Source organism: Candidatus Harpocratesius sp. (assembly GCF_054039255.1).
Map to the genome: position 1 here is coordinate 241,068 of NZ_JBPLBG010000034.1, position 20,831 is coordinate 261,898.

Consider the following 20,831-nt stretch of genomic DNA (forward strand, 5'->3'; position numbering starts at 1 on the left):
TTGATCTATTCACTCTTTTCTTAGATGATTTAACTTTGAATGAGGATCTTTATTAGGATATTTTTGGAAAAGCTGTCCCCATTCAGTTTGCATGTATTTTTTAATTCTTTTCATTCCAACAGTATTATACCAGAAAAGATCATGATATACACTAGAAAGCATTACTGGTCCTAATTTAAATAAGAAAGTATGCATTAAAGGCTCTAAAAATTTCAATTTTCCTTTGCGTACTTGTTGATCTCCCCAAATGACTAAACTACGATTAACCTTAAAATGCCAATTTTCCTTTGATACTTCTACATCTCCAATAACTTCGATTTGGTCAGGATCTCCTATTCCAAAACCAGAATCATGACACATTTTAATAAATGGTAATTTCATAGGATCAAATCCCATAATTTTTGCCACCATGGCATCTACAGCAACTTGATCATAACCACCAAGAATTGTATTCTTTATACGTGGAATCATACAACGTGGTCCTGCACCATCTCCAGCTACAGTTCCATCAACAAGAGCCATAATATTAGGATGTATTTGTTTTTGGATGGCTAATAAATCATGAAGTACTTCACTCATATATTGATGAGCAAAATGGCGGCGCGTTGTTAATAAACCTCCAAAGGAATTTTTTATTGAGCACGTTATTCCACCTGCAGATTCAGGATTATCCTTTCCGAATTCTCCCCCTTTTGCGCCTGTATGCCCATGAGTTTTAAACGTTGGTAGATGTATCATATTTTTCCCAAAATAAACTTGAGGTATAGAAAAACCATTTGGAAAAACCTTTGAATCAAGAACTTTCAATGGAATTTTACTTTTAAATTGAACAAACTTAACACGGGTTAATGGAATAAAAAAAGTATTGTATTTATTAATAATCGGTTCCCACTTATTTCCTTTTAAACCTTTAGCAATATTAGTTACTACTGTGCGATTTTCGCAAGTATAAATATTTCTTCCACTGAATCCATCATTTCGCAGTTTTTTTAAAACTCCTTCAACTTGCCATGGAGGGGATGAACATGCAGGAAAAAATTTACTCCAAGAAAGATTAAGCTTGACTAATGTTTTTTGTTCAGGTTTAAAATATTTAGAATAATTCATTAATTCCATTAACTGGGCATAATCATCCAATATTGTTTCGGGTGTTACTTTTTTTATATAAACTTTTCCTAATTCTTTCCAACTCATAATTTTCATCTCAAAATTTTTAGAATTTATAATTTCAAGAAATTAACTCCATCGAGATTTAAATAGAAAATGCTTAATATTAATAAGCCAAATAAAAATCCCGCAATAAGTATCTCTTTATCGTGAATTAATTTATGGGCTTTTCGAGCAATTTCGGGCTTAAATTTTATTATATATATAAAACGGAATATTAAAAATAACGCAATGGGTGTGCTGTAAATAAGTAAATTGTTTTTTAAGGCAAGAATTGAGTCAGATTCTGTAGGTCCTAAAACACAATATAATGTATAAACAACAAATAAACTAGTTGCTATAATTATTAGAAATTTATCCAATAAATCAATAGAATACTCATTGTATGCTTTTTTGTGATTATTGGCCGATTTTTTTCCCATCAAGGATAAATCAGCAATTCTTTTACCAGTGGCTAAAAATAAAGCAGTAAGAAAAACTGCAATGGTCAACCACGGAGATATTGTGACGTCTATAAGTACACATCCAGCAAGAGCACGCCAAATGTATATGGTACTTAAACAAATAATGTCTGCAAATGCAATATCTTTCAAGAAATAATTATATATCAATCCATTAGCAAGCATCAGACCCAACATTAATGAAAAAACATCGGAAAATAATATAATTATATATCCAATGAAAATAATTAAAAGAATTACCAAAATCCATGCAAATTTGACAGATAAAAGACCTGATGCTAATGGTCTGGATTTTTTCTTTTCAGAATGAAATGTATCTGCTTCCTTATCCCTTATATCATTTAAAATATATATAATTGAAGAGGTCAGACACAAAATTAAAAACCCAAAAAATATTCGAGGATAAAGGGAAAAATTAAAAAATTCTCCTGCAAAGAAAATTCCAACCAGAATTATTAAATTTTTATAATATTGTTGGACCCTCATTAATCGAAATATTCCAAGAATCTTTTCGAGCCAATTTATCTGCATTTGATTTCCTCTTTTTTTTTGTCATGTATCTATTTTACTGGAAGATTTATATGAAGATTTTTTCTGGATGATTAAGTTGTCGAATTTTATTAATCAATTTTGAAAACAAACTAATTTCTACATTATCTTGAACAATTAATGTTGGTAAATTTAAAAAGATCCCATCAATTTTCTTTAGATTTACATTAATTTCTTCATTAAATATTGATATTATTTGAACTTTAGAAATAAATTCATGAGATTTTTCATCAAATTCAATATTAGTTATTCGCCCATCAATTTCACTGTTTACTGCCTTTTTCAAAACAATAATAACTCGAATTTGTTCTTTTTGTAAAAATTTAATGAAATTTGTTTCCATTGCTTTTGTTTTATCATCATTATGAATAGGAAAATAGAGTCTTTCATATTTAATGGTATGAGTTTCTGAATTAAATTGATAAATATGATCATTCATTGAATCTGAATTCTGGTAATCACCTGAAAAACTTTTGTTATTAATTTTCAAACTAGAGACAGAAAACTTTCCTTTAGCATCAAACATTAATTCTTTAACGTTAAGGGCTATATAACTTCCGTATTTTTTGAGAAAAATGTTTTTTCCATTAAATTCTTCAATTAACTTAAATGCAATAGGGAATTTTGTCTTAAAAATTGGCTTCCTTATTTCTTTACCATTCAAATCGATAAAAATGGCCACTCCAGTGTTGATAAACTTATAGTATGGGTCTTTTAAGTGCTTTTTTTGTCGATTTTTTCCTTCATAAAGAACATTTAACTCAATATTTTTCAATTTCAGAATACCTTCTTTTCTGAATTTATAATTTGATCCAATAAATAATGGAATTTCCTTACAAATGGATGGATTTATTTTGATTATTTCTGTTTGATTCTCTCCCTTTTTAATTTCAACATCGTACTCCAGAGACTCGGTTACATTTTCACGGTAATTTATTGCTTTAATTACCCCTATCCAACGTTCTCCTGTAATCATATTTAAAAATGCATGTGTTTTTCCAATTTTATAACTATAAAATTCTTTTTGCTGAAGAGTCTCATGAAACTCTGTTATCCTTTCAAAATGGAATTTTTCCTTAATTTTCTGATTTACCAATTCCATATATTTCTGTCGAGCATTATTGGTTTTAATGCAGAATTCTCTCGCCTTTTTTTGATTTAAAAATAGAACAGGCATAAAAGATTCTTGTAATGGGGAAAAACCTTTTTCATCTAAAAGAATCATGATTCTATGGAAAGAAGGTGGATGAGAATTGATGAAATTTGACATCAAGATTCCCCGAGAAGGTTTTATAATCATTTTATTTAAATATACTGCAGTGCTGTAATATTGCAACATTTGATTTTTTTCAGACACTTTTTCATCACTTAATAATGTTGCATCTAATCCAATTTCATGACTGGTGGCATAAAATGATTCTAGATTATATAATCCTTTAGAAATACTTGAAGCATATCCACTAGTTTTTGCAACATTATCAGCATGACCTTCCAGATAGCGTACAAATATATATAAAAAGATAGAAATTCCAAAATTAATCAATAAGAAGACCCACATCTCAAAAGGTTGATTTTCTTTGTTAAAAACATAATCATACATTGTAACAGGCCATTTTAATAATTGAAAAATGAAAATTTCAACAGTTGAAACCAAAGTTAAAAGAAGAGTATGTTTCTGCTTTAAATGACCCAATTCATGTGCAATAATTCCTTTTAATTCATTTAAAGGAATACTTTCTTTATCTGGAGCAATAATTGCCATATTCGTATTCCAAAATGCACCATAAGCCATAGCATTCAAAATCGGATATTTTCCAAATCGTACTTGAATTTTTTTTGGATTTAAACCTATTTTCTCTGCAACTTCCTTTACCATTTGGTTTAATTGGGGATCATTTTCTTTTTTATATCCCATTAAAATATTAATTAATGGACCACTAAACGCATAAATGATTAAGTTAGTTAAAATGAGTGCTTCATATATGTATTGGTTAAAATTAATTGAAAACATACCATTTATCATCACAATAACCAACCATGCAACCACATAAAGTAACAATGTTAAATATTGGACACTCATAAAGCGAAAAACAACTAAGTATTTTCTACCAAAAAACGCAAATCCTAAAATTAATATCAACCAAAAACTAAATGAAAATGCAATATTTTGCCAAAATCCTTCTTTCTGGAAAATTTCATCCAATATCCCTGCGATAAATATAACATTATATGTAATTACTGAAATTAAAACAATTTTATTCAAAATCTCATACTCTTTTAATTCATCAATACCAAAGAGTAAATAGATTGAAAAAGCACCTACAAAAGAAAGTAGAACATCTCGAGTAATTAGAAAAACAGTAATAAATAGAAATAAAATTGCAACAATATCCGCCCAATCGCTACGTTTTCCATTTTTAATCCAATGCAATCCTTCATTAACAAGAGCAATCCAAAATATCCAAAATCCAACCCATAATCCTATATCAACAATATTAGTGGGAATAATGATGATACTTGTTAAATATAATAGTAAAATGATTCCAATTGTTCCGAATATAAATAATCCTAATAAAAGGATTTGAAAATTCTTTTTCATATTTTCAAAAAAGTTCCGAAGTTTATCAAATTTATTCAAAATTTCATCCATCGCTTTTATATGAAATCCCCACCTTTCTTACCATAAGGAAATGGAAGAACTTGATAAAATCGACAGTTTATCAAAAATTCATCTTTATTATAAAGACCAATTACCAAGACACGTTGGTATCATTCTAGATGGTAATCGAAGATGGATTAAACGTCAAGGCATAAAAAATACATTAAAAGGACATATGGAGGGGTACAAAACATTAAAAAAAATATTATATGCTTTTTTTGATGCTAAAATCAAATACCTAAGTATTTATGCCCTTTCTTCAGAAAATGTAAGAAAAAGAAATCCAAAGGAAATATCATATTTATTTAATTTACTTCTAAAAAGTGTAAATGAAGTAATTTTAGAACCCACTATTCATGATAATAAAGTTAGGGTTAAGATAATTGGAAGAATTAATGAGTTACCTAAGGACATACAAGATGGAATTGAGAAAGTAAATCAAATAACAAAAAAATATCACGATTTTTTCATAAATGTGTGTATAAATTATGACGGTCAAGAAGAAATTGTAGATGCAGTAAAAGAAATCATTGCAAATGGTTATTCTCAAGAAGAAATATCAAAAGATACAATAAAAAAATGCCTTTATACCAAAGAATTTCCCGAACTTGACTATCTAATTCGCACAGGAATGGAAGACGGTGCACGTATTTCAGGATTCTTACTTTGGGATGCGTCCTATGCTGAATTTTGCTTTAGAAAAGAATTATGGCCTGATTACAATGATACTATGTTGCTAGAAGATTTAAAAGAATATATTCGCAGAAATAGGCGAAAAGGCGCATAAATATCATATTATTTTCCCTATTTTTTATTTTTATAAATTTTCTGATATCGTTGTAGAGATACATTCTCGATCAAATAAAGCATCTAAAAGAAGATTTTGCTTTTTACCGTTTATAATTTTGACAGTAATACCTAAATTTGAAATTTTTATTATTTCTTTTATTTTTCCTTCCATAGTTCCTGTTACATCGAATTTCTTATCGCCATGAAGAAATGGGTTTTTTATATGATATCTGTTTAATTCTAACGGCGTTAAATGTGGAATTACATATAACTGATCTGAATCCTTTTCTTTTTCTAAAATTCCATCTTGATCAAAAGAAAAAATTACACTTTTAATGTTACATGGGCCTAATTCAAAACAAAGTTGAGAAATTATGGTATCTCCAGAAAGTATTTTAAAATTATGAGGGGAAGTAAACAGTACATCACCAAATAAGACAGGAATTATTTTCCAATGAAGAAGTTCATTAAGAATACTTTTTCCGTAAAATTTCAGTTGAAATTCTTCCTCTATAAAAAGAGAACTTGGAGGAAATGAAAACACATTTAAATCCAAAGAAGAAAAAATATCAATAATAATTTTATTCAATTCCAACATTTTTTGATGAGTTGATAATAAGCCCTTTATTTGACTTGGAATATTTGGATTATATCCTTGCTGAATTGAATATTTTTGTGCCATCGGATGTCCAAAAGAACCACCACCATGAACGAGAATAAGATGATTATTTGAATTAATTAGAAAATCCTTTAATTGAAGTGCAATCGATTCTATGATGCTGTGCCTAACAGAAAAGGGTTGAGTTTTATCAGTAATTAAACTACCACCTAATTTTATTATAGTTATATTTGATATATCTAAATTTGACGATTGGTTTTCGTCTCTGATGATTTATTTCCCTCCAATTGAAGTGATAATTGATTGATAACCAGATGAATGTAATTTTTCTTGATATTTTAATAGACTTTTCTGCGTTCCAAGTGCAATCAATGCCCCACCTAACCCAGCTCCAGTTATTTTAACACCATATATATCGATTGAAGAACCCATTTTAATAATTTTAGAGATTTGTGGAGTGGAAAGATTTAACCTCTCAAGTAATCTTTGGTTTTGATTCATTAGAGTCCCTAATTGTTCTATATCGCCATTATTAATTAATTCAACACTTTTATCGGCAATTCTGTCGATTTTCTGAAAAATTTCATCTATTTCTTTAGGATTTTTGTCAAACATTTCTTTTACTTGTTTTACTGCTTGAAAAGTTCGATGACTTTGACCTGAATTAATAATTAATAAAGGAATTCTGGGTGTATTCTTAATGTTTTTAAATTTTTTATTCTGATAAAGTAAAAAACCTCCATAATTAATGACAGTATTATCAATTCCAGAAGGATTTCCATGAATAAATTTTTCCATAAAATATGTATAACCATTAATTTTATCCATATCCCATTTTAAGTTAAAAAACTGATTAACTGCTTGAATAAAAGCTGATGCAGTTGAAGCAGACGAACCTAATCCAGAATTAGGCCACAATGAGGAAGATATTTCAATTTCAATACCATTTAAAGAAAGAGAGCATTCGTCTCCGATTTTTTGAAGTGTCTTTAAAAAGTAAAAGAAGGAATCAAATTTTGGGGAAGAATTTTCAATTTCATTCGCTAATAAATCAAGTGTTTTTAGGTGATATCTTTGTTGAAAATTAGGAAAATTAAAAATAATTCCGTCTGATTCAATATTTCGAATTTTACAAACAGATTTTATATTTATTGTCGATACTAATGCAGTATATCCATAAACAACGGCGTGTTCTCCAAATAATATGCATTTACCAGGTGTTGAAATAGAGATCTCTTCCATAATAATCAAATGATAAAGTGATTAAGTTTTCTTTACATTCGTTTGTGTAATTTCATATGACCTTGTTGAATTCCTTCATCTGCCAAAGCTCTTAAAGCAGCGAGGTTTTGAGCCAATCCAACAGCAGCAGTAACTTGACATAATTCTTCTGCTGAATTAATATCCATAATCTTTAAACTAAGTTGGGCACCGGGATGTTTGGAAATCATTCCTCCAATCGTTCCCATTGCTAATGGTAGTTCAATTTCTCCAATGAGATGACCTTCTGGATGGAGAAAATATCGTGTTAAAGGTAAATATTGACCTGAAAGTGATGCAAAAGCATGTGCCCCTGCTTCTAATGCACGAAAATCATTACCTGTGGCGATAGCCACTGCATCTATACCATTCATAATACCTTTGTTATGTGTTGCTGCACGAAATGGATCATTTAATGCAAAAAAATAAGCTTCTAAAATATTCTTTATTATTTCTTTCCCACCTAAAGCATCTTTATCAAAAATTGCACGAGATTTAGCAACTCTATGGATGGCAAGATTTGATATAATTCTTAAATTGATTCTTCCAGGAATTTCTGGGCGAAGTTTATCTGCCAAACGTTCAACCATTGTATTTATAATATTTGCACCCATGGCATCACGAACATCCGCAATGACATGAAGAACAATAAATAATTGATCATTATTAGTAATTTCTCTTATTTGAATATCTTTAACTCCGCCATTGTGTTCAATTAAAACAGGATCTTGCTTGTTTAGAAAACAAATTAAATTGTCTTTATTTTTATGGATATATTCGAAAATTTGATTTCGTTCTTCCTTCGAATCAATATTGCAGATTTGAATTTGACCAATCATGAGAGGTTGAATTGGTTCAGATGAAAAACCGCCATGAATCTTGGCAATTTTTGCCGATTTTGAAGCTGCTGCCACAACAGATGGTTCTTCAATAACCATAGGAATAAGATATTCTTTTTTGTTTACAGTAAAATGAGTAGCAATGCCAAAAGGAAGAGGAAAGTATCCCAAAACATTCTCAATCATTAAATCTAATTTATCATTTGGAATATAACTCTCATGGTTTAATAAATTCATATCCGATAAAGGTATTTTTTTTATCGATTGAATTATTAAACGGCGTTCTTCAATGTTTTTTTTGTAAAATTTAGAAAGATTCATAATTAATCAACAGACTTCTGTATATTTAGGTAAATCAACGTAAATGTCGAAATTTTAAAAGGTCCTCACGAATAAATGAGTACTCATGTGAATGTGGTTCAATAATTTTTGGAGCACCTTGAATTTTACTTATTAATATTGGAACTTTTGGAAATTGTTTATTCAATTCCGCAAAAACAAAATCTTTGAATGATTTAAGTGTTATAATTACAACAGTTGGACCAGTATCAATTGAATAATATATAGGGATCTTCTTTTCTTTTCGCATTTTTTGGATCAACTTCATGATTAATAAGGTTTCAGATTCCCAAGCTAAAATATAGTCATTAATACCTGTCGTCATCGAAATAGCATGTAAATCAAGCGTATCTTCTTCTATCAATTCTCCTAAGCGTTCAAAGTGATGTGTTTTAATTGCTTCAATAAACTGAATAATTTTAACTTTTCTTTGGAGTGCCCATTGTTGAAAATAAGGTGAATTTGGAGCACTGGAATGAGCATGTTCAGTTTTTAATTCTGATATTAAAGGAATTGTGAAAAGAACAATATCATTTAAGAAATCTTGATCTTCTAACTGATCGAGTCTAATACTGAAAGACTCTAATGATTTTGCAGAAGGATATGATAGCCAAAGACTGATTCCACCTGTAGCACTTCGTGAAGCACTACCTGCTAAAAATCGAGCAAAAATACTTCTAATTTGAGGATTATTTAAGATTTCAGAACGATTTGGATATATTATTTGCATGATTGCAGTCGCAATTGCCGCTCCTGCTGAAGCAGAAGTTCCTAATCCCTTTTCTTTAATTGTTCTAAAAATATTTGGTTTATTATCAGAAAAATATACATTTCTGCTGATAATTAATGCTTTACTAGATAATTGCGTCCTATCACGAATTAGATTTAATTGCTGGATTACTCGCTTATAGATTCTTGATGAAACATCAATTTTAGTTCCATTTAATATCAAGATATCCTTTTTACGTTGTTGGGAAAGGTGAACGTAAGTAATTGTGGCACCTACTCCATTATTTAGAGAAATACTGGAGAAATAGGCAATTCTCTCTAAAGGATCACTCATTCCATGATATTTTAACAAGCCTTGAATTGGATAAGCAAGGACAATCTTTTCTCCTTCTTGCTTGGAGCATTTTAGATCGATTTGCGATAAATTGCTAATAACTTGTTGTTCTTCAAAATATTGAAGCAATTCATAATAATCACTTTTCAATTTTTGCTGTGTTTCTGTGTCCATTTTAAATCTCAAATGAAGGATTTTTTTCGGAATAAATCAAGTTCTTTAAATAATGTTAAATCTTGTAAAAACCCTTGTAAAATAAATTTTTTGATGCATGGTTCCTTTCTGATCACGATAAAAAAAATGAAGGATATTCCTGTTGTTGATGTTAATATAGCCGAGCAAGAAATTAAAGCTGTAGAAGAAGTCGTGAAAAGTCGTTATTTAATAGAAGGTAAAAATGCTCGGGAATTTGAAAAAAAATTTGGAGAGTTTACAGGAAGTAAATATGTTTCAACTGTTACAAATGGAACTTGTGCTCTTCACCTTGCATTAACTGCTATGGATATTGGTCCAGGTGATGAAGTTATTACCACACCTTTTACCTTTATTGCTTCATCTAATTCTATTTTATTTAATGGAGCAATCCCAAAATTTGTTGATGTTGATCCAGAAACATTTAATTTAAATCCTAATAAAATAGAACAAGCAATAACCGAAAAAACTAAAGCAATTATGCCTGTTCACATTTTTGGAAATCCTTGTAGTATGCAAGAAATCATGGAGATTGCTGAAAAGCATGATCTAAAAGTAATTGAAGATTGCGCTCAAGCTCATGATGCTCGTATTAATGGAATTCATGTTGGTAATTTTGGAGATGTCGGCTCTTTTTCATTTTATGGAACAAAAAACCTAGTTGGAGGTGAAGGTGGAGCAATTGTCTGTAATTCTGAAGAAGTATATGATAAAATCCAAAGTTTGAAAAACCATGGTCGTGATCCAAAAGGTGGTTATAACCATTATCGAATTGGGTTCAATTATCGAATTACTGATATGTCTGCAGCTATAATGAATGTTCAAATGGATCGAGCAGAAAAAATTCTTGCCAGACGACATCGAAATGGGAATCTTTACAGAAAAATTTTGAGTGAGCAGAAATTTTTACAACTTCAAAAGCAGTTACCAGGTCATCAAATGTCAGATTATATTTTTGCTCCAGTAATTAATGATCCATCAATTACACCACAAGATTTAATTAAATATCTTAGGTTAAACCATATCTCATCACGCACAATTTATTCAGTCTTGTCTTATGAACAACCAGCATACCAAAATATTGATAATTTCTATATGGCTCGAGTGATCAATTTTCCGGATTATTCTAAAACACAATGCCCAAATGCTGAGCATATTGCAAGAAATCATTTTGAACTACCGATGGTTTCCAGCATGACAGATGACCAAATTTATTATATAACAGAAAAACTTCTAAAATATTTTGTAGAAAGATAAAATTACTGCCAGATAGTGCAAAGATTCCTTTATTTTTTAGGTAATATCTTCTTATTATATTTTGATAAAAAGTGGTGTTAGTAGAAATATATATAATTACAAAAACAGGCACACTTCTTCATAAATATGATATAATAAATAGTGATCAGAATAATCGTGATCAATTAATAGGAGGTTTTTTAACTGCACTCAATGGATTCGCTCAAGAAATTGGTTTTCCAGAAGGTGTTTCTCTAATTCGATCAGGTAATTTAGAAGCTCGCTTCAGCCCTGGAACTCATGTATTTTCAGTATTAATGATAAACTATTCTATGCCTCTTGGTTATATGGTTGAACCAATTTTATCTGGAATGGCAAAAGAAATAACCGAATTATTCGAAACTGCATATGAAAAGGAGTTGATTTCAGGAGAAAAAAAAAGAATTTATCGGGCAAGTGAATTTGAATCATTTAGAACAACGATCGATAATATAATTGATAAATTTGGTTCCGAAACAATTGAATTATATCAAAAATTGATATTAATAGAAGGAATCTATGCAAAAATACCACAAAAATGGGTTGTTCCTCTTATGGAAAGAATTTCGTTAGGAGAAAATATATTAGAAGAATTATTTCGATCAATTCCTGAAATATATCATCGACAATTATTAAAAGTTATAAAAAAAGTTAATTTAGAAAACCGTCCGATATGGGAAATTTTTGCTATTCCACTACTAAATGAACATTTAAAGTAAATATTCTTTTGTATCAGAATTCATTTAATATAGCATTCTTTTATTCAATTACGTGAATATAATGATTCCTCTTTCCCAATTGCAAATGGAATGGTACCAAATACTACTTCTTATCTTGATTACGCTTTTTGTTTTTGTTTTTACATTTTGGCTGTATCCATATATAATTTCATGGATGAAGAAAAAAGGATATGTAGGATACGATATTCATAAAAAAAATCGCCCAGAGACGGCAGAATCAGGAGGAATTGTATTTTCAATCACAATTATTATTGGTTTCATTTTTATAAGCATCATTTTTCCAACATTTTGGCAAGAATTGCTTATATTTAATCTCACACTTGCCATTGCAACGATAGTTGGATGGATTGATGATAGAAAACAATTATCTTCGTTTAAAAAAATAGTTCTTATGTTTATTACTGGTCTTCCTGTTTTTATAGCAAATTTGCCAATTGTGGGTTTTATCAAAGTAGCTAATCCAGTTTTGCCTGTATTAGGTAGACTTCAATTAACTATAATCTATCCTCTCACTCTTCCAATAATTATTATGGTTATGACAAATACAGTGAATATGTTAGAAGGATATAATGGTGAAGGCTCAGGTACAACCTCAATAGCCCTAATTTTTATGATTTTATCTTCTCTCCTAATCGGTTCCAGCCAAGGAATAATTTACGGAATGATTACTTTTGCAGGAATTTTCGCCTTTTTCTTATATAATAAATATCCTGCCAAAATATTTCCTGGTGATACTGGAACTTTAGTGATAGGAGCATCAATTGCTTTAGTAGGGATATTCGGATCAATAGAAATAATCATGATATTGGTCATGTTACCGCAAATCTTCAACAGCTTTTATGTAATCGCCTCTGTTCATGGCTTTAAAGAAAGTCATACCATAGGAAAAAAAGATATCTATTTAATTGAAAATGATTTAATTATTGCTTCAGAAGAACCAGATGCACCACTAACATTACCCCGATTACTTACAGCTACTGGTGCATTAAGTGAAAAGGATCTAGTTAATCATTTTTTTGGACTTTCGATAATTTCAGGTGTTTTTAGTCTTCTTGCAGCATTATTAATGCTTCCCTTCTTTAGTCCTTATGATACATTTAAAATAGTTGGAGTTCTCTCAATAAGCTTAATCGTAATTATACTAGTAATTTCTCTTCTTCCTAAAATATTGGGACTTTCAATTATAATGGTTATTTTATTGGGAATAGCTTTTGTATTTTTAGTTATAATTGATCAATTTATTATTAACAAACCAGTTAACTGGTTGTTTGGAATTTTAATCGGAGGAATAATCTTGATTTTATGGTATATTATTACACTTGCATATTTCTGGCAAACATTACGCCGACATCAAAATAAAATAAAGAATATTAATGAATGAAAAATAATGAATAAAAATTAATAATTAATGAAAAAAAATGATGAAAAAATTATGATAAAAAAATTATGATGAAAAAATAATGAATGAAAATTAGTGAATGAAAATTAGTGAATGAAAATTTTTGATATTACTTATTCCAATCTCTCATTTTAATTTTTTTTGCAGGATTCCCCACCCAAACTTCATTTGCAGGTACATCCTTAGTAACAACAGAACCGGCGCCAACTACTGCATTTTTTCCGATTCTTACTCCCGGTAATAATGTCGCATTTCCTCCGATCAATGCCCCATCTTCTATAATTGGCCCCTTCATCTCAGTTTCTTTTGCCCCCATATAGAGATCATTCATAGTTGTCACTTCAGGACCAATGAAAACATCGTCACCTATTATACAATCGCCTGTAATATGAGCTGCAGTTTGGATTTTTGAACGTTTCCCAATTTTTGTATTACACTCTACTGTAACCATTCTTCCAATTACTGCCATATCATCAATAGTAACATTTTCTCGAATAGAAGCACCATCGGCTACAAAAACTTTTTTTCCTAATTTTGTACCTGCATAAACTACTGCATGTGAACAAATTATAGAGCCTTCACCTATTTCTGTAGGAGGTAAAGTCTTTTCTTGGCCAGCAAAATGTGAATTCGGTCCATAAACTGGCTGTTTATTTAAAATTGCATGTTCTTGTACTGTATAATTCAATTTCTCTTCTTGTTCAGTCATTTTATTCACCAGTATCTGATTAATAATTATCGACAAAATGAAAAATTTCGAAAAACTGAAAAATTTCGATAAAATAAAAAATTTCGATAATATCTAATTTTTAAATATATCTTATAAGATAAATTTTTTAATTATACATATTTTTGGTAAGCGTGAAGCGGTTAACTGAGAAAAAAATATGGATTGATTTAGAAGAACCCAAAGCACCAATTATGTTCGCACAAATGATTCAATGGTTTCAAAATGAAGGAGCACAACTTTTGATCACTGCTCGAGATTTTGATTCTACATATAAAATACTCGATGATCTTCAGATTCCATATACTGCTGTTGGAAAACATGGAGGAGATACTATCGAAGGTAAAATGCAAGCATATATTGAACGTTTACAAGGTTTATTTGAAGTTGTAGTCCAATTCAAACCTGATTTTTTTGTTACTTTCGGTTCAGTGGAAGGTCCTCGATTATCTATGGGATTAGGGATTCCTTCAATTGGATTTAGCGATGAACCCCGCAGTTATTTTGTTTCTAAGCAGTTGTTTCCCTTTATAGATAAAGTAATTACTCCCAAATGCATTCCGTTGAAAGATTATTTAAAAATTTATGCACATCCCGATAAATTTATAAGATACAATGGTATTGATGAAATTGCTTGGTTGAGCCATTATACTCCAAATCCGAAAGTACTAGAAAAATTTAACTTAAAAATGGGTCAATTTGTGCTAATCAGGAGTGAACCAGCATTTGCAGATTATTTTTTAAATAAATTAAAACCTGAAGAAACATTAATCAATCAATTTTTCCCTGAAATCTATGAAAAACATCCCGAAATGACTTATTTTCTTTTAGTAAGATCAGATAAACAAGAAAAATGGCTTAGAGAACAATTAAGCACCTATACAGCACATTCAAACATTATTATTACACAGTATTTACCACATATAGTGGATCTATGTTTTTATTCAGCGTTGGTGATAAGTGGAGGGGGAACGATAGTGCGTGAATCCAGTTTGCTAAACGTTCCCAGCATTGAATTTTTCCCAGGAAAAACCGCGCCTCAAGAAATTTTTTTGGTAGAAAATGGCTTTCCGATGCATCACATTCGAAATCCCAATGAAATTGTGAAAAAAGCACTTGAAATTCTTGATAAGGGCCCAGAAATAAATCGTTTTAGCAATAATTTTAAAGAAAAAATCAATCATTTCGAGAATCCTTGCCAAATTTGCTTCGATTACGTTATAAAGCATTTCTCTTAATTTTACTCTTAATCTAACTCTTACTCTTAATCTAACTATTACTCTTAATCTAACTCTTACTCTTACTCTTAATCTTAATCCTACTCTTAATCTTCAGATCTTCATGTGCGAATAAGTCTAAAAAAGGATAAAAAATGTAAAAAGTTTCATACTATAACAAGAAAATATATGCAAAAAGTTTCATACTATAACAGGATAATACTAGTAAAAAGCTTCATAAAACAAAAACACTTAAAAAAAAGTTAATTGAAGTTAAAATTTTCATTATAATCTTTCTATATTAGATAATAAAGAATCTTTGTTATGATAAATTCTGTTAGATTTGCGCAAATAAGTTTTTTTAATGGAGATAAAGGATGGCTGATCAAAAAACTATAAGATCTATAAGACAACACAAAGCTCGAGATTTACCTGAATTGAATGAGTTATATAATTTACTTTATTCAAAATATGGCCCACAAGGATGGTGGCCATTGATGAGATTGCAAAAATCAAAACAAAATCCAACAGAACGTGGAAAAAATACTTGGTATCATCCAAAAGAATACAATTATCCTCATTCAGAAGAAGATATTTTTGAAATAATGATCGGTGCAATTTTAACTCAGAACACCTCTTGGGAAAATGCAGATAAGGCTTTAGGAAACTTAGCAAAACATGGATTGCTTAATAAGAAGAAAATTCTTGAATGTAAACAAGATTTCTTAGCTGAAATTATCAGATCATCAGGTTATTACAATCAAAAAGCAATTAAACTTCAAAATTTGTGCACATTCTTGCAAAATCAACCAATATCAGATCTAAAGTTAATAGAAACGACGAAATTACGCAAAGCTCTTCTTCAAGTTAAGGGAATTGGTCCAGAAACAGCAGACTCAATCTTGCTATATGGATTCAATCGACCTGTTTTTGTAATAGATGCTTATACATATCGATTGATGTTATATATGGGATATTTTGCGCAAAAACCGAAATATGATGAACTTCAAACCTTTTTTCACCATAACTTAGAACCTAATGCAGCAGTATTTAATGAATATCATGCATTAATTGTGCAACACTGTGTACGAGTCTGTCGAAAACAACCAAAATGTGCAGAATGCCCGTTTCAAGAGATATGCCATCAAAAAGCGGCAATTTTTATAAAACCGCGTAAAAAAAAGAACAGAAAAAGAGAAAACTAATGATTTTCTTGAATATGGATACGAACTGCATTAACTATTCTATTTAATGTCTCCTCTAGTACTAAGCGTGGGCAGGCAATATTAAAACGCTGAAAACCTTGACCACATTCTCCAAACATTCCGCCATCATCAAGTAATACTTTAGCTTGATGCTTAAGAAGAACATCCAATTCTTTTGAAGTAATACCTAAAGAACGAAAATCAACCCAAACTAAATAGGTCCCTTCTAATGGAAATACAAAGGCTTCAAACAAATATTTCGAGAAAAATTCTTTTAAAAAGAGATAATTTTGATAAATATAACTAAGAACATTTTTTAGCCACTCTTTTCCTTTATTATATGCTGTCTTTATAGCAAGCATTCCAAAAATGTTAGCACCTCCGGATAGTCCCAAAGCTTGTAAGGTCGTTTTAAATTCATTTCTCAATGAAGAATTAGGAATTATGATATTCGATGCTTGTAACCCCGCAATATTAAACGTTTTAGAAGCAGCTGTGCAGGTTATTGAATTTTCAGCAAATTCAGAACAAATTGAAGCAAATGGAATATGTGAATGAGAAGAAAAAATCAAATCACAATGAATCTCATCAGATATCACTAAAATATTATTTTTTAAGCATAGATCACCAAGTGTTTTTAATTCTTCTCTACTCCAAACACGTCCAACAGGATTGTGAGGTGAACATAAAATTAGCATTTTGACACGCTTTTTTTGAATTTTCTTTTCTAAATCTTCAAAATCCATCTCATATCGACCATTAACAATTTTAAGCTCATTAATTAAAGGTCGACGCCCATTAGCGAGAATTCCTTCTTTGAAAGGATAGTAAACAGGTTCTTGAATTATAATCTGATCCCCTGGTCGAGAAAAAGTTTGAATCAGCATATTTATCGCAGGAACAACTCCAGGAGTGATTAATATCCAATTTTTTTTAATTTTCCAATTATGATTTTGATCAAACCAATTTATAACTGCTTGATAATAACTATCATCTGCAAAAGAATAACCAAAAATGCCATGTTCAGCCCGATCTTTTATTGCTTCAATAACTGCTTCAGGTACGCGAAAATCCATATCTGCTACCCATAAAGGTAAAACATCTTTAACATGAAACCATTCATTCAATAATTTCGAATTCCACTTTATTGAATCTGTGTTTTTTCTGTCATGAATTTTATTTAAATTATTAACCATTTTTCTCATTCTTTACCCAATGATTAGAAAATTTTTACAACTAACAACATTTTGAATAAATTAATGTAAAAATCTATAAATTATATACATGTTCTATTTTAATTTTTAATATCCTTTTTTCATCTCTAAATCATTCGCTAAAAATCATTTATTAAAATAAAAGGAGTGGAAAGCTACCTGTTGGGAGTCAGATAGCTTTCCGAGGGGTTTAAGAGTTGATATTTTTATGAAGGATTGTATGAAGGAAGGAAGGTAATTGTAAAAAAAAAAAGGGTGCGTCGAGTTAAGGTACGAATAAGTTTTTCTTTATATTCCTTATTTTTTGATTCTATTCATCATTTTTTGATTCTTTATTCATCATTTTTTGAGTTGAATATTCTATAATACTTTGAAATAGAATGATGGTTCCAACATATGGTCGCGTAATCTACTGGAAAGTTCTGATTTTTTATTCAATTTTCTCACCTGCATTAATTAAATTATATTCTCTAATTTGATTATATTTGTTTTATAATCTAAAAGATCGGGATGCCAATTATTGAGGTTGCTAATTTTGATGATAGAACGAATGTAGATAAGTGCGAATAAGTATGATTTTTGTATAAATATAAAGAATAAAGAATAGTTGTGGTATAATAAAATTCTAAAAATTACTAATCAAGAAAAAAAATAGAATTATAAGAAAAATCACTCTTAACTAAAAAAAAATTTTTATCCAATTACATAATATTTCTGTGATTATTTATTTAACTATTGATTACAGGATTTCTCAATACACCAATATGTTCTATTTCAATTTCTACAATATCTCCTGCTTTTATTGGGGCCACTCCTTTAGGTGTCCCTGTTAAAATAATATCATGGGGTTCTAAAGTAAAATTCATCGAAATAAATGATATTATTTTCGAAATGGAAAAAATCATATACTTTGTATTAGAATTTTGTTTGATCTCTCCATTTATTCGACTTTGAATATGAAGATTTTGAGGATCCCCCAATTTTTCCATATCCTCTTGTAAAATTATTTGTGGCCCAATAGGGCCAAAGGTATCGAATGATTTCCCTCGAAACCAACCAGAACGGTCTGATTTTTGAATATTTCGCTGACTAACATCATTCATAGCTGTATATCCTAAAATCATATTGAAAGCTTCAGTCTCAGATACATTTTTGCACCGCTTCCCAATAATTATCGCTAATTCTGCTTCAATATCCGTACGGACTTTGGAAAAATTATATTTTGATACTATTTCAGGAAGAATTATTGGAGAACCTGGCTCAATTAACACATTAGGTGTTTTTGGAAAAAGTAACGGTTCTTTTGGTACTGAATTTTTTGCTTTATCTTGTGAAATATCTAAATTAAAAGCTATTTCTTCACTCTCCTTGATATGTTCAAAATAATTCAAACCTAAAGCGATTATTTTCGAAGGTCGTACTAAATATTTATTATTAGAATTCCAGATTGGAAGGTAAATCGGTTCCTCTCTCATAGTAAGGAAACAAATTTGTTTATTTAAATGCTTTTTCATTCAACTTAAATATCAATTGATAGGATGTATCAAGCATAAAGGATATGTGTGAAAGGTGTAAATTAGTGCGAATAAGTTTGAAAAGCCAAATATTCCAACCAAAATATAAGAAATTAAATGCTTCATTATTTTACGATATGACTGACTTATATGTGCGAATAAGTTTGCAAATACTACATCTTTTTTTTATTCTTTAAATATTAAAACATTTCTGCTATAACTGATATAAACCACATTCGATGGAACACTAAAATTCGACTAATATTTAAACTTATTCGCACCATTTATACAGTTAAGCGGTAAGCAACATAGATCATTTGTTCCACAGTTTCAGATCATTTACCATAAAATACAATAATTAACAATTGGCTTGGCCAAAATTATCTCTGCAAGAATGTGTTTCGTTTGTTGGCAACATTTCATCTTGCAATCTTTTTGTGCCAATACCCAACATTATACAACAGTTAATTATAACTGAACAATGGCAGTTAAAGGTATTCCAGAAAAAAAAACCTGAAAATGAAAATTAAATCTCTAATTCTCCATCTATATTTGTGATATATACGATTATTACCATTAGTCTTTTTGCTAAAAAACGATTCTTGCATAAAAATAAGCAGAACACAGCGCATTTTGAATACATTTAATTGATTTTATTTTTTTGGTCTATTCATCAGTGTAATTTAGTCTTAAAAGATATTTCTTGATCTTCATATTAATGCCTTATTTTGAATTTTGCATTAAGGAATGACTCAATATTACGCAATATGTTAAGATTTTTTCTGGTGAACTTTAATACATGCCATTTTTTCTTATTAAAAGAATCATTTTTGGAATAAATTTTTGGAACAAATTTATAGAACAAATCTATAGAACAAATCTCTAAAAATTGTTTTTACCTTATAATATGATTTTTCTTGCATGTATTAACCTCCATTTCAAATTTTAACACTGTATTCTCCATTTTTAGAAAATTTTTACCTTTTTAGAGAATTTCTACCTTTTTATTCGCCTTTTTTGATAAATTTCACTCTTTTAAACCGATATTTTCTACTTTCCTCGCTAAATATATTTTGGTGCTAAATTAAAAAAAAAAACTTATACAAAAAAAAATTCTGCACATTACCAATACCTATATTTAAATGGTTGGCTCCTTTCGGATAATCGTGTCTGCCGCCGTCAGCAGCTGAACTGCCCGCCAGAATACTCTTTTTTTGGGGTTAAGATGATTTTTTATTTGCTGATTTTTGATGTTAAATGTGAAGATTTCATAGTCGAAAATATGACCCTCTGCCTGAAAAAAAAAACAATCTAAACAGAGTCATGCCTAATTGGGAAGAGAGAGTAACTAAATCAATCCCTAAACTTAAATTAAATAAAAAGGCGAGTTCGGCAACTGCTTTTTGTTTTTAAGCAATATCTCTGTCAAAACTTCATCGCCCGAACCTGCATGTAATTGAAGATATTCAATAGTTGAGGGATTTGCTGCCCTAATCAACCAAGCACGATGAAGCTCAGTAAAGCCATGCGGAAATCGTCGATCATCCAGAACAGCATCGGGGTTATTCTTGAGGGTCACATAGGTTACTGCCAAATCGGGAAC

General features: G+C 29.8%; 17 protein-coding genes. 6 read left to right on the top strand and 11 right to left on the bottom strand.

Annotated features, from left to right (window positions below; translation table 11 throughout):
- Positions 1-9: 9 nt before the first annotated feature.
- From ACXLDF_RS08695 to ACXLDF_RS08705, 3 genes are read right to left on the bottom strand one after another with little or no spacing between them, the layout of a single operon-like run.
- On the bottom strand, positions 10-1,194 hold the full coding sequence (locus tag ACXLDF_RS08695) for a DUF362 domain-containing protein (protein ID WP_457558120.1): 1,185 nt from the start codon (positions 1,192-1,194) through the stop codon (positions 10-12).
- A gap of 26 nt (positions 1,195-1,220) precedes the next feature.
- A complete protein-coding gene (locus tag ACXLDF_RS08700; RefSeq protein ID WP_457558121.1) occupies positions 1,221-2,159 on the bottom strand; it encodes a UbiA prenyltransferase family protein in 939 nt (312 codons plus the stop codon).
- A 46-nt stretch (positions 2,160-2,205) separates the two neighbouring features.
- Positions 2,206-4,827, bottom strand: a complete 2,622-nt coding sequence (locus ACXLDF_RS08705) for a M48 family metalloprotease (RefSeq protein ID WP_457558122.1) — start codon at positions 4,825-4,827, stop codon at positions 2,206-2,208.
- 40 nt (positions 4,828-4,867) lie between these two features.
- Between ACXLDF_RS08705 and uppS the strand changes: the two genes are divergently transcribed.
- A complete protein-coding gene (uppS, locus tag ACXLDF_RS08710; RefSeq protein WP_457558123.1) occupies positions 4,868-5,623 on the top strand; it encodes a polyprenyl diphosphate synthase in 756 nt (251 codons plus the stop codon).
- Between the two features lie 30 nt (positions 5,624-5,653).
- On the opposite strand, the gene ACXLDF_RS08715 is transcribed toward uppS, so the two are convergent.
- The 4 genes from ACXLDF_RS08715 to ACXLDF_RS08730 are packed head-to-tail and all read right to left on the bottom strand — an operon-like array spanning position 5,654 to position 9,919.
- Positions 5,654-6,517, bottom strand: a complete 864-nt coding sequence (locus ACXLDF_RS08715; RefSeq protein WP_457558140.1) for an isopentenyl phosphate kinase — start codon at positions 6,515-6,517, stop codon at positions 5,654-5,656.
- Positions 6,518-7,486, bottom strand: a complete 969-nt coding sequence (mvk, locus tag ACXLDF_RS08720) for a mevalonate kinase (protein ID WP_457558124.1) — start codon at positions 7,484-7,486, stop codon at positions 6,518-6,520. It abuts the gene before it with no gap.
- A gap of 32 nt (positions 7,487-7,518) precedes the next feature.
- Complete coding sequence (locus ACXLDF_RS08725; RefSeq protein ID WP_457558125.1) at positions 7,519-8,664, bottom strand: hydroxymethylglutaryl-CoA reductase, degradative; 1,146 nt, start codon at positions 8,662-8,664, stop codon at positions 7,519-7,521.
- Between the two features lie 34 nt (positions 8,665-8,698).
- On the bottom strand, positions 8,699-9,919 hold the full coding sequence (locus ACXLDF_RS08730; RefSeq protein ID WP_457558126.1) for a hypothetical protein: 1,221 nt from the start codon (positions 9,917-9,919) through the stop codon (positions 8,699-8,701).
- Positions 9,920-10,045: 126 nt separating this feature from the next.
- On the opposite strand from ACXLDF_RS08730, the gene ACXLDF_RS08735 reads away from it, so the two are divergent.
- The 3 genes from ACXLDF_RS08735 (at position 10,046) to ACXLDF_RS08745 (ending at position 13,333) form a co-directional block, all read left to right on the top strand.
- Positions 10,046-11,194: a DegT/DnrJ/EryC1/StrS family aminotransferase gene (locus ACXLDF_RS08735; protein ID WP_457558127.1), complete on the top strand. Its 1,149-nt coding sequence runs from the start codon at positions 10,046-10,048 to the stop codon at positions 11,192-11,194.
- Positions 11,195-11,268: 74 nt separating this feature from the next.
- Positions 11,269-11,931 carry a hypothetical protein gene (locus ACXLDF_RS08740; protein ID WP_457558128.1) on the top strand — a complete coding sequence of 221 codons (663 nt, stop codon included), beginning with the start codon at positions 11,269-11,271 and terminating at the stop codon, positions 11,929-11,931.
- Positions 11,932-11,992: 61 nt separating this feature from the next.
- Positions 11,993-13,333, top strand: coding sequence for an MraY family glycosyltransferase (locus tag ACXLDF_RS08745; RefSeq protein ID WP_457558129.1), 1,341 nt, complete (start codon positions 11,993-11,995; stop codon positions 13,331-13,333).
- Between the two features lie 127 nt (positions 13,334-13,460).
- Here ACXLDF_RS08745 and ACXLDF_RS08750 read toward each other — a convergent pair whose 3' ends face one another.
- Positions 13,461-14,060, bottom strand: coding sequence for an acyltransferase (locus ACXLDF_RS08750; RefSeq protein WP_457558130.1), 600 nt, complete (start codon positions 14,058-14,060; stop codon positions 13,461-13,463).
- Between the two features lie 152 nt (positions 14,061-14,212).
- On the opposite strand from ACXLDF_RS08750, the gene ACXLDF_RS08755 reads away from it, so the two are divergent.
- Both ACXLDF_RS08755 and ACXLDF_RS08760 read left to right on the top strand, forming a co-directional pair.
- Positions 14,213-15,316: a DUF354 domain-containing protein gene (locus ACXLDF_RS08755; protein WP_457558131.1), complete on the top strand. Its 1,104-nt coding sequence runs from the start codon at positions 14,213-14,215 to the stop codon at positions 15,314-15,316.
- 356 nt (positions 15,317-15,672) lie between these two features.
- The gene (locus tag ACXLDF_RS08760) at positions 15,673-16,500 is read left to right on the top strand and encodes an endonuclease III domain-containing protein (RefSeq protein ID WP_457558132.1); all 828 of its coding nucleotides are present in this window, start codon (positions 15,673-15,675) and stop codon (positions 16,498-16,500) included.
- On the opposite strand, the gene ACXLDF_RS08765 is transcribed toward ACXLDF_RS08760, so the two are convergent.
- The 3 genes from ACXLDF_RS08765 to ACXLDF_RS08775 form a co-directional block, all read right to left on the bottom strand.
- A complete protein-coding gene (locus tag ACXLDF_RS08765) occupies positions 16,497-17,696 on the bottom strand; it encodes a MalY/PatB family protein (protein ID WP_457558133.1) in 1,200 nt (399 codons plus the stop codon). The two genes, ACXLDF_RS08760 and ACXLDF_RS08765, sit on opposite strands and share 4 nt — an antisense overlap.
- 746 nt (positions 17,697-18,442) lie before the next feature.
- Positions 18,443-19,189: a fumarylacetoacetate hydrolase family protein gene (locus ACXLDF_RS08770; RefSeq protein WP_457558134.1), complete on the bottom strand. Its 747-nt coding sequence runs from the start codon at positions 19,187-19,189 to the stop codon at positions 18,443-18,445.
- A 1,405-nt stretch (positions 19,190-20,594) separates the two neighbouring features.
- Positions 20,595-20,807 carry a hypothetical protein gene (locus ACXLDF_RS08775; RefSeq protein WP_457558135.1) on the bottom strand — a complete coding sequence of 71 codons (213 nt, stop codon included), beginning with the start codon at positions 20,805-20,807 and terminating at the stop codon, positions 20,595-20,597.
- Positions 20,808-20,831: the final 24 nt, after the last annotated feature.

Excerpts from the sequence above, each read along its gene's own strand:
- ACXLDF_RS08705 (WP_457558122.1), bottom strand. The coding sequence starts at position 4,827 with ATGGATGAAATTTTGAATAAATTTGATAAACTTCGGAACTTTTTTGAA.
- ACXLDF_RS08695 (WP_457558120.1), bottom strand. The coding sequence starts at position 1,194 with ATGAGTTGGAAAGAATTAGGAAAAGTTTATATAAAAAAAGTAACACCC.
- uppS (WP_457558123.1), top strand. The coding sequence starts at position 4,868 with ATGGAAGAACTTGATAAAATCGACAGTTTATCAAAAATTCATCTTTAT.
- ACXLDF_RS08730 (WP_457558126.1), bottom strand. The coding sequence starts at position 9,919 with ATGGACACAGAAACACAGCAAAAATTGAAAAGTGATTATTATGAATTG.
- ACXLDF_RS08735 (WP_457558127.1), top strand. The coding sequence starts at position 10,046 with ATGAAGGATATTCCTGTTGTTGATGTTAATATAGCCGAGCAAGAAATT.
- ACXLDF_RS08760 (WP_457558132.1), top strand. The coding sequence starts at position 15,673 with ATGGCTGATCAAAAAACTATAAGATCTATAAGACAACACAAAGCTCGA.
- ACXLDF_RS08700 (WP_457558121.1), bottom strand. The coding sequence starts at position 2,159 with ATGCAGATAAATTGGCTCGAAAAGATTCTTGGAATATTTCGATTAATG.
- ACXLDF_RS08750 (WP_457558130.1), bottom strand. The coding sequence starts at position 14,060 with ATGACTGAACAAGAAGAGAAATTGAATTATACAGTACAAGAACATGCA.
- ACXLDF_RS08770 (WP_457558134.1), bottom strand. The coding sequence starts at position 19,189 with ATGAGAGAGGAACCGATTTACCTTCCAATCTGGAATTCTAATAATAAA.
- ACXLDF_RS08725 (WP_457558125.1), bottom strand. The coding sequence starts at position 8,664 with ATGAATCTTTCTAAATTTTACAAAAAAAACATTGAAGAACGCCGTTTA.
- ACXLDF_RS08765 (WP_457558133.1), bottom strand. The coding sequence starts at position 17,696 with ATGGTTAATAATTTAAATAAAATTCATGACAGAAAAAACACAGATTCA.
- ACXLDF_RS08745 (WP_457558129.1), top strand. The coding sequence starts at position 11,993 with ATGATTCCTCTTTCCCAATTGCAAATGGAATGGTACCAAATACTACTT.
- mvk (WP_457558124.1), bottom strand. The coding sequence starts at position 7,486 with ATGGAAGAGATCTCTATTTCAACACCTGGTAAATGCATATTATTTGGA.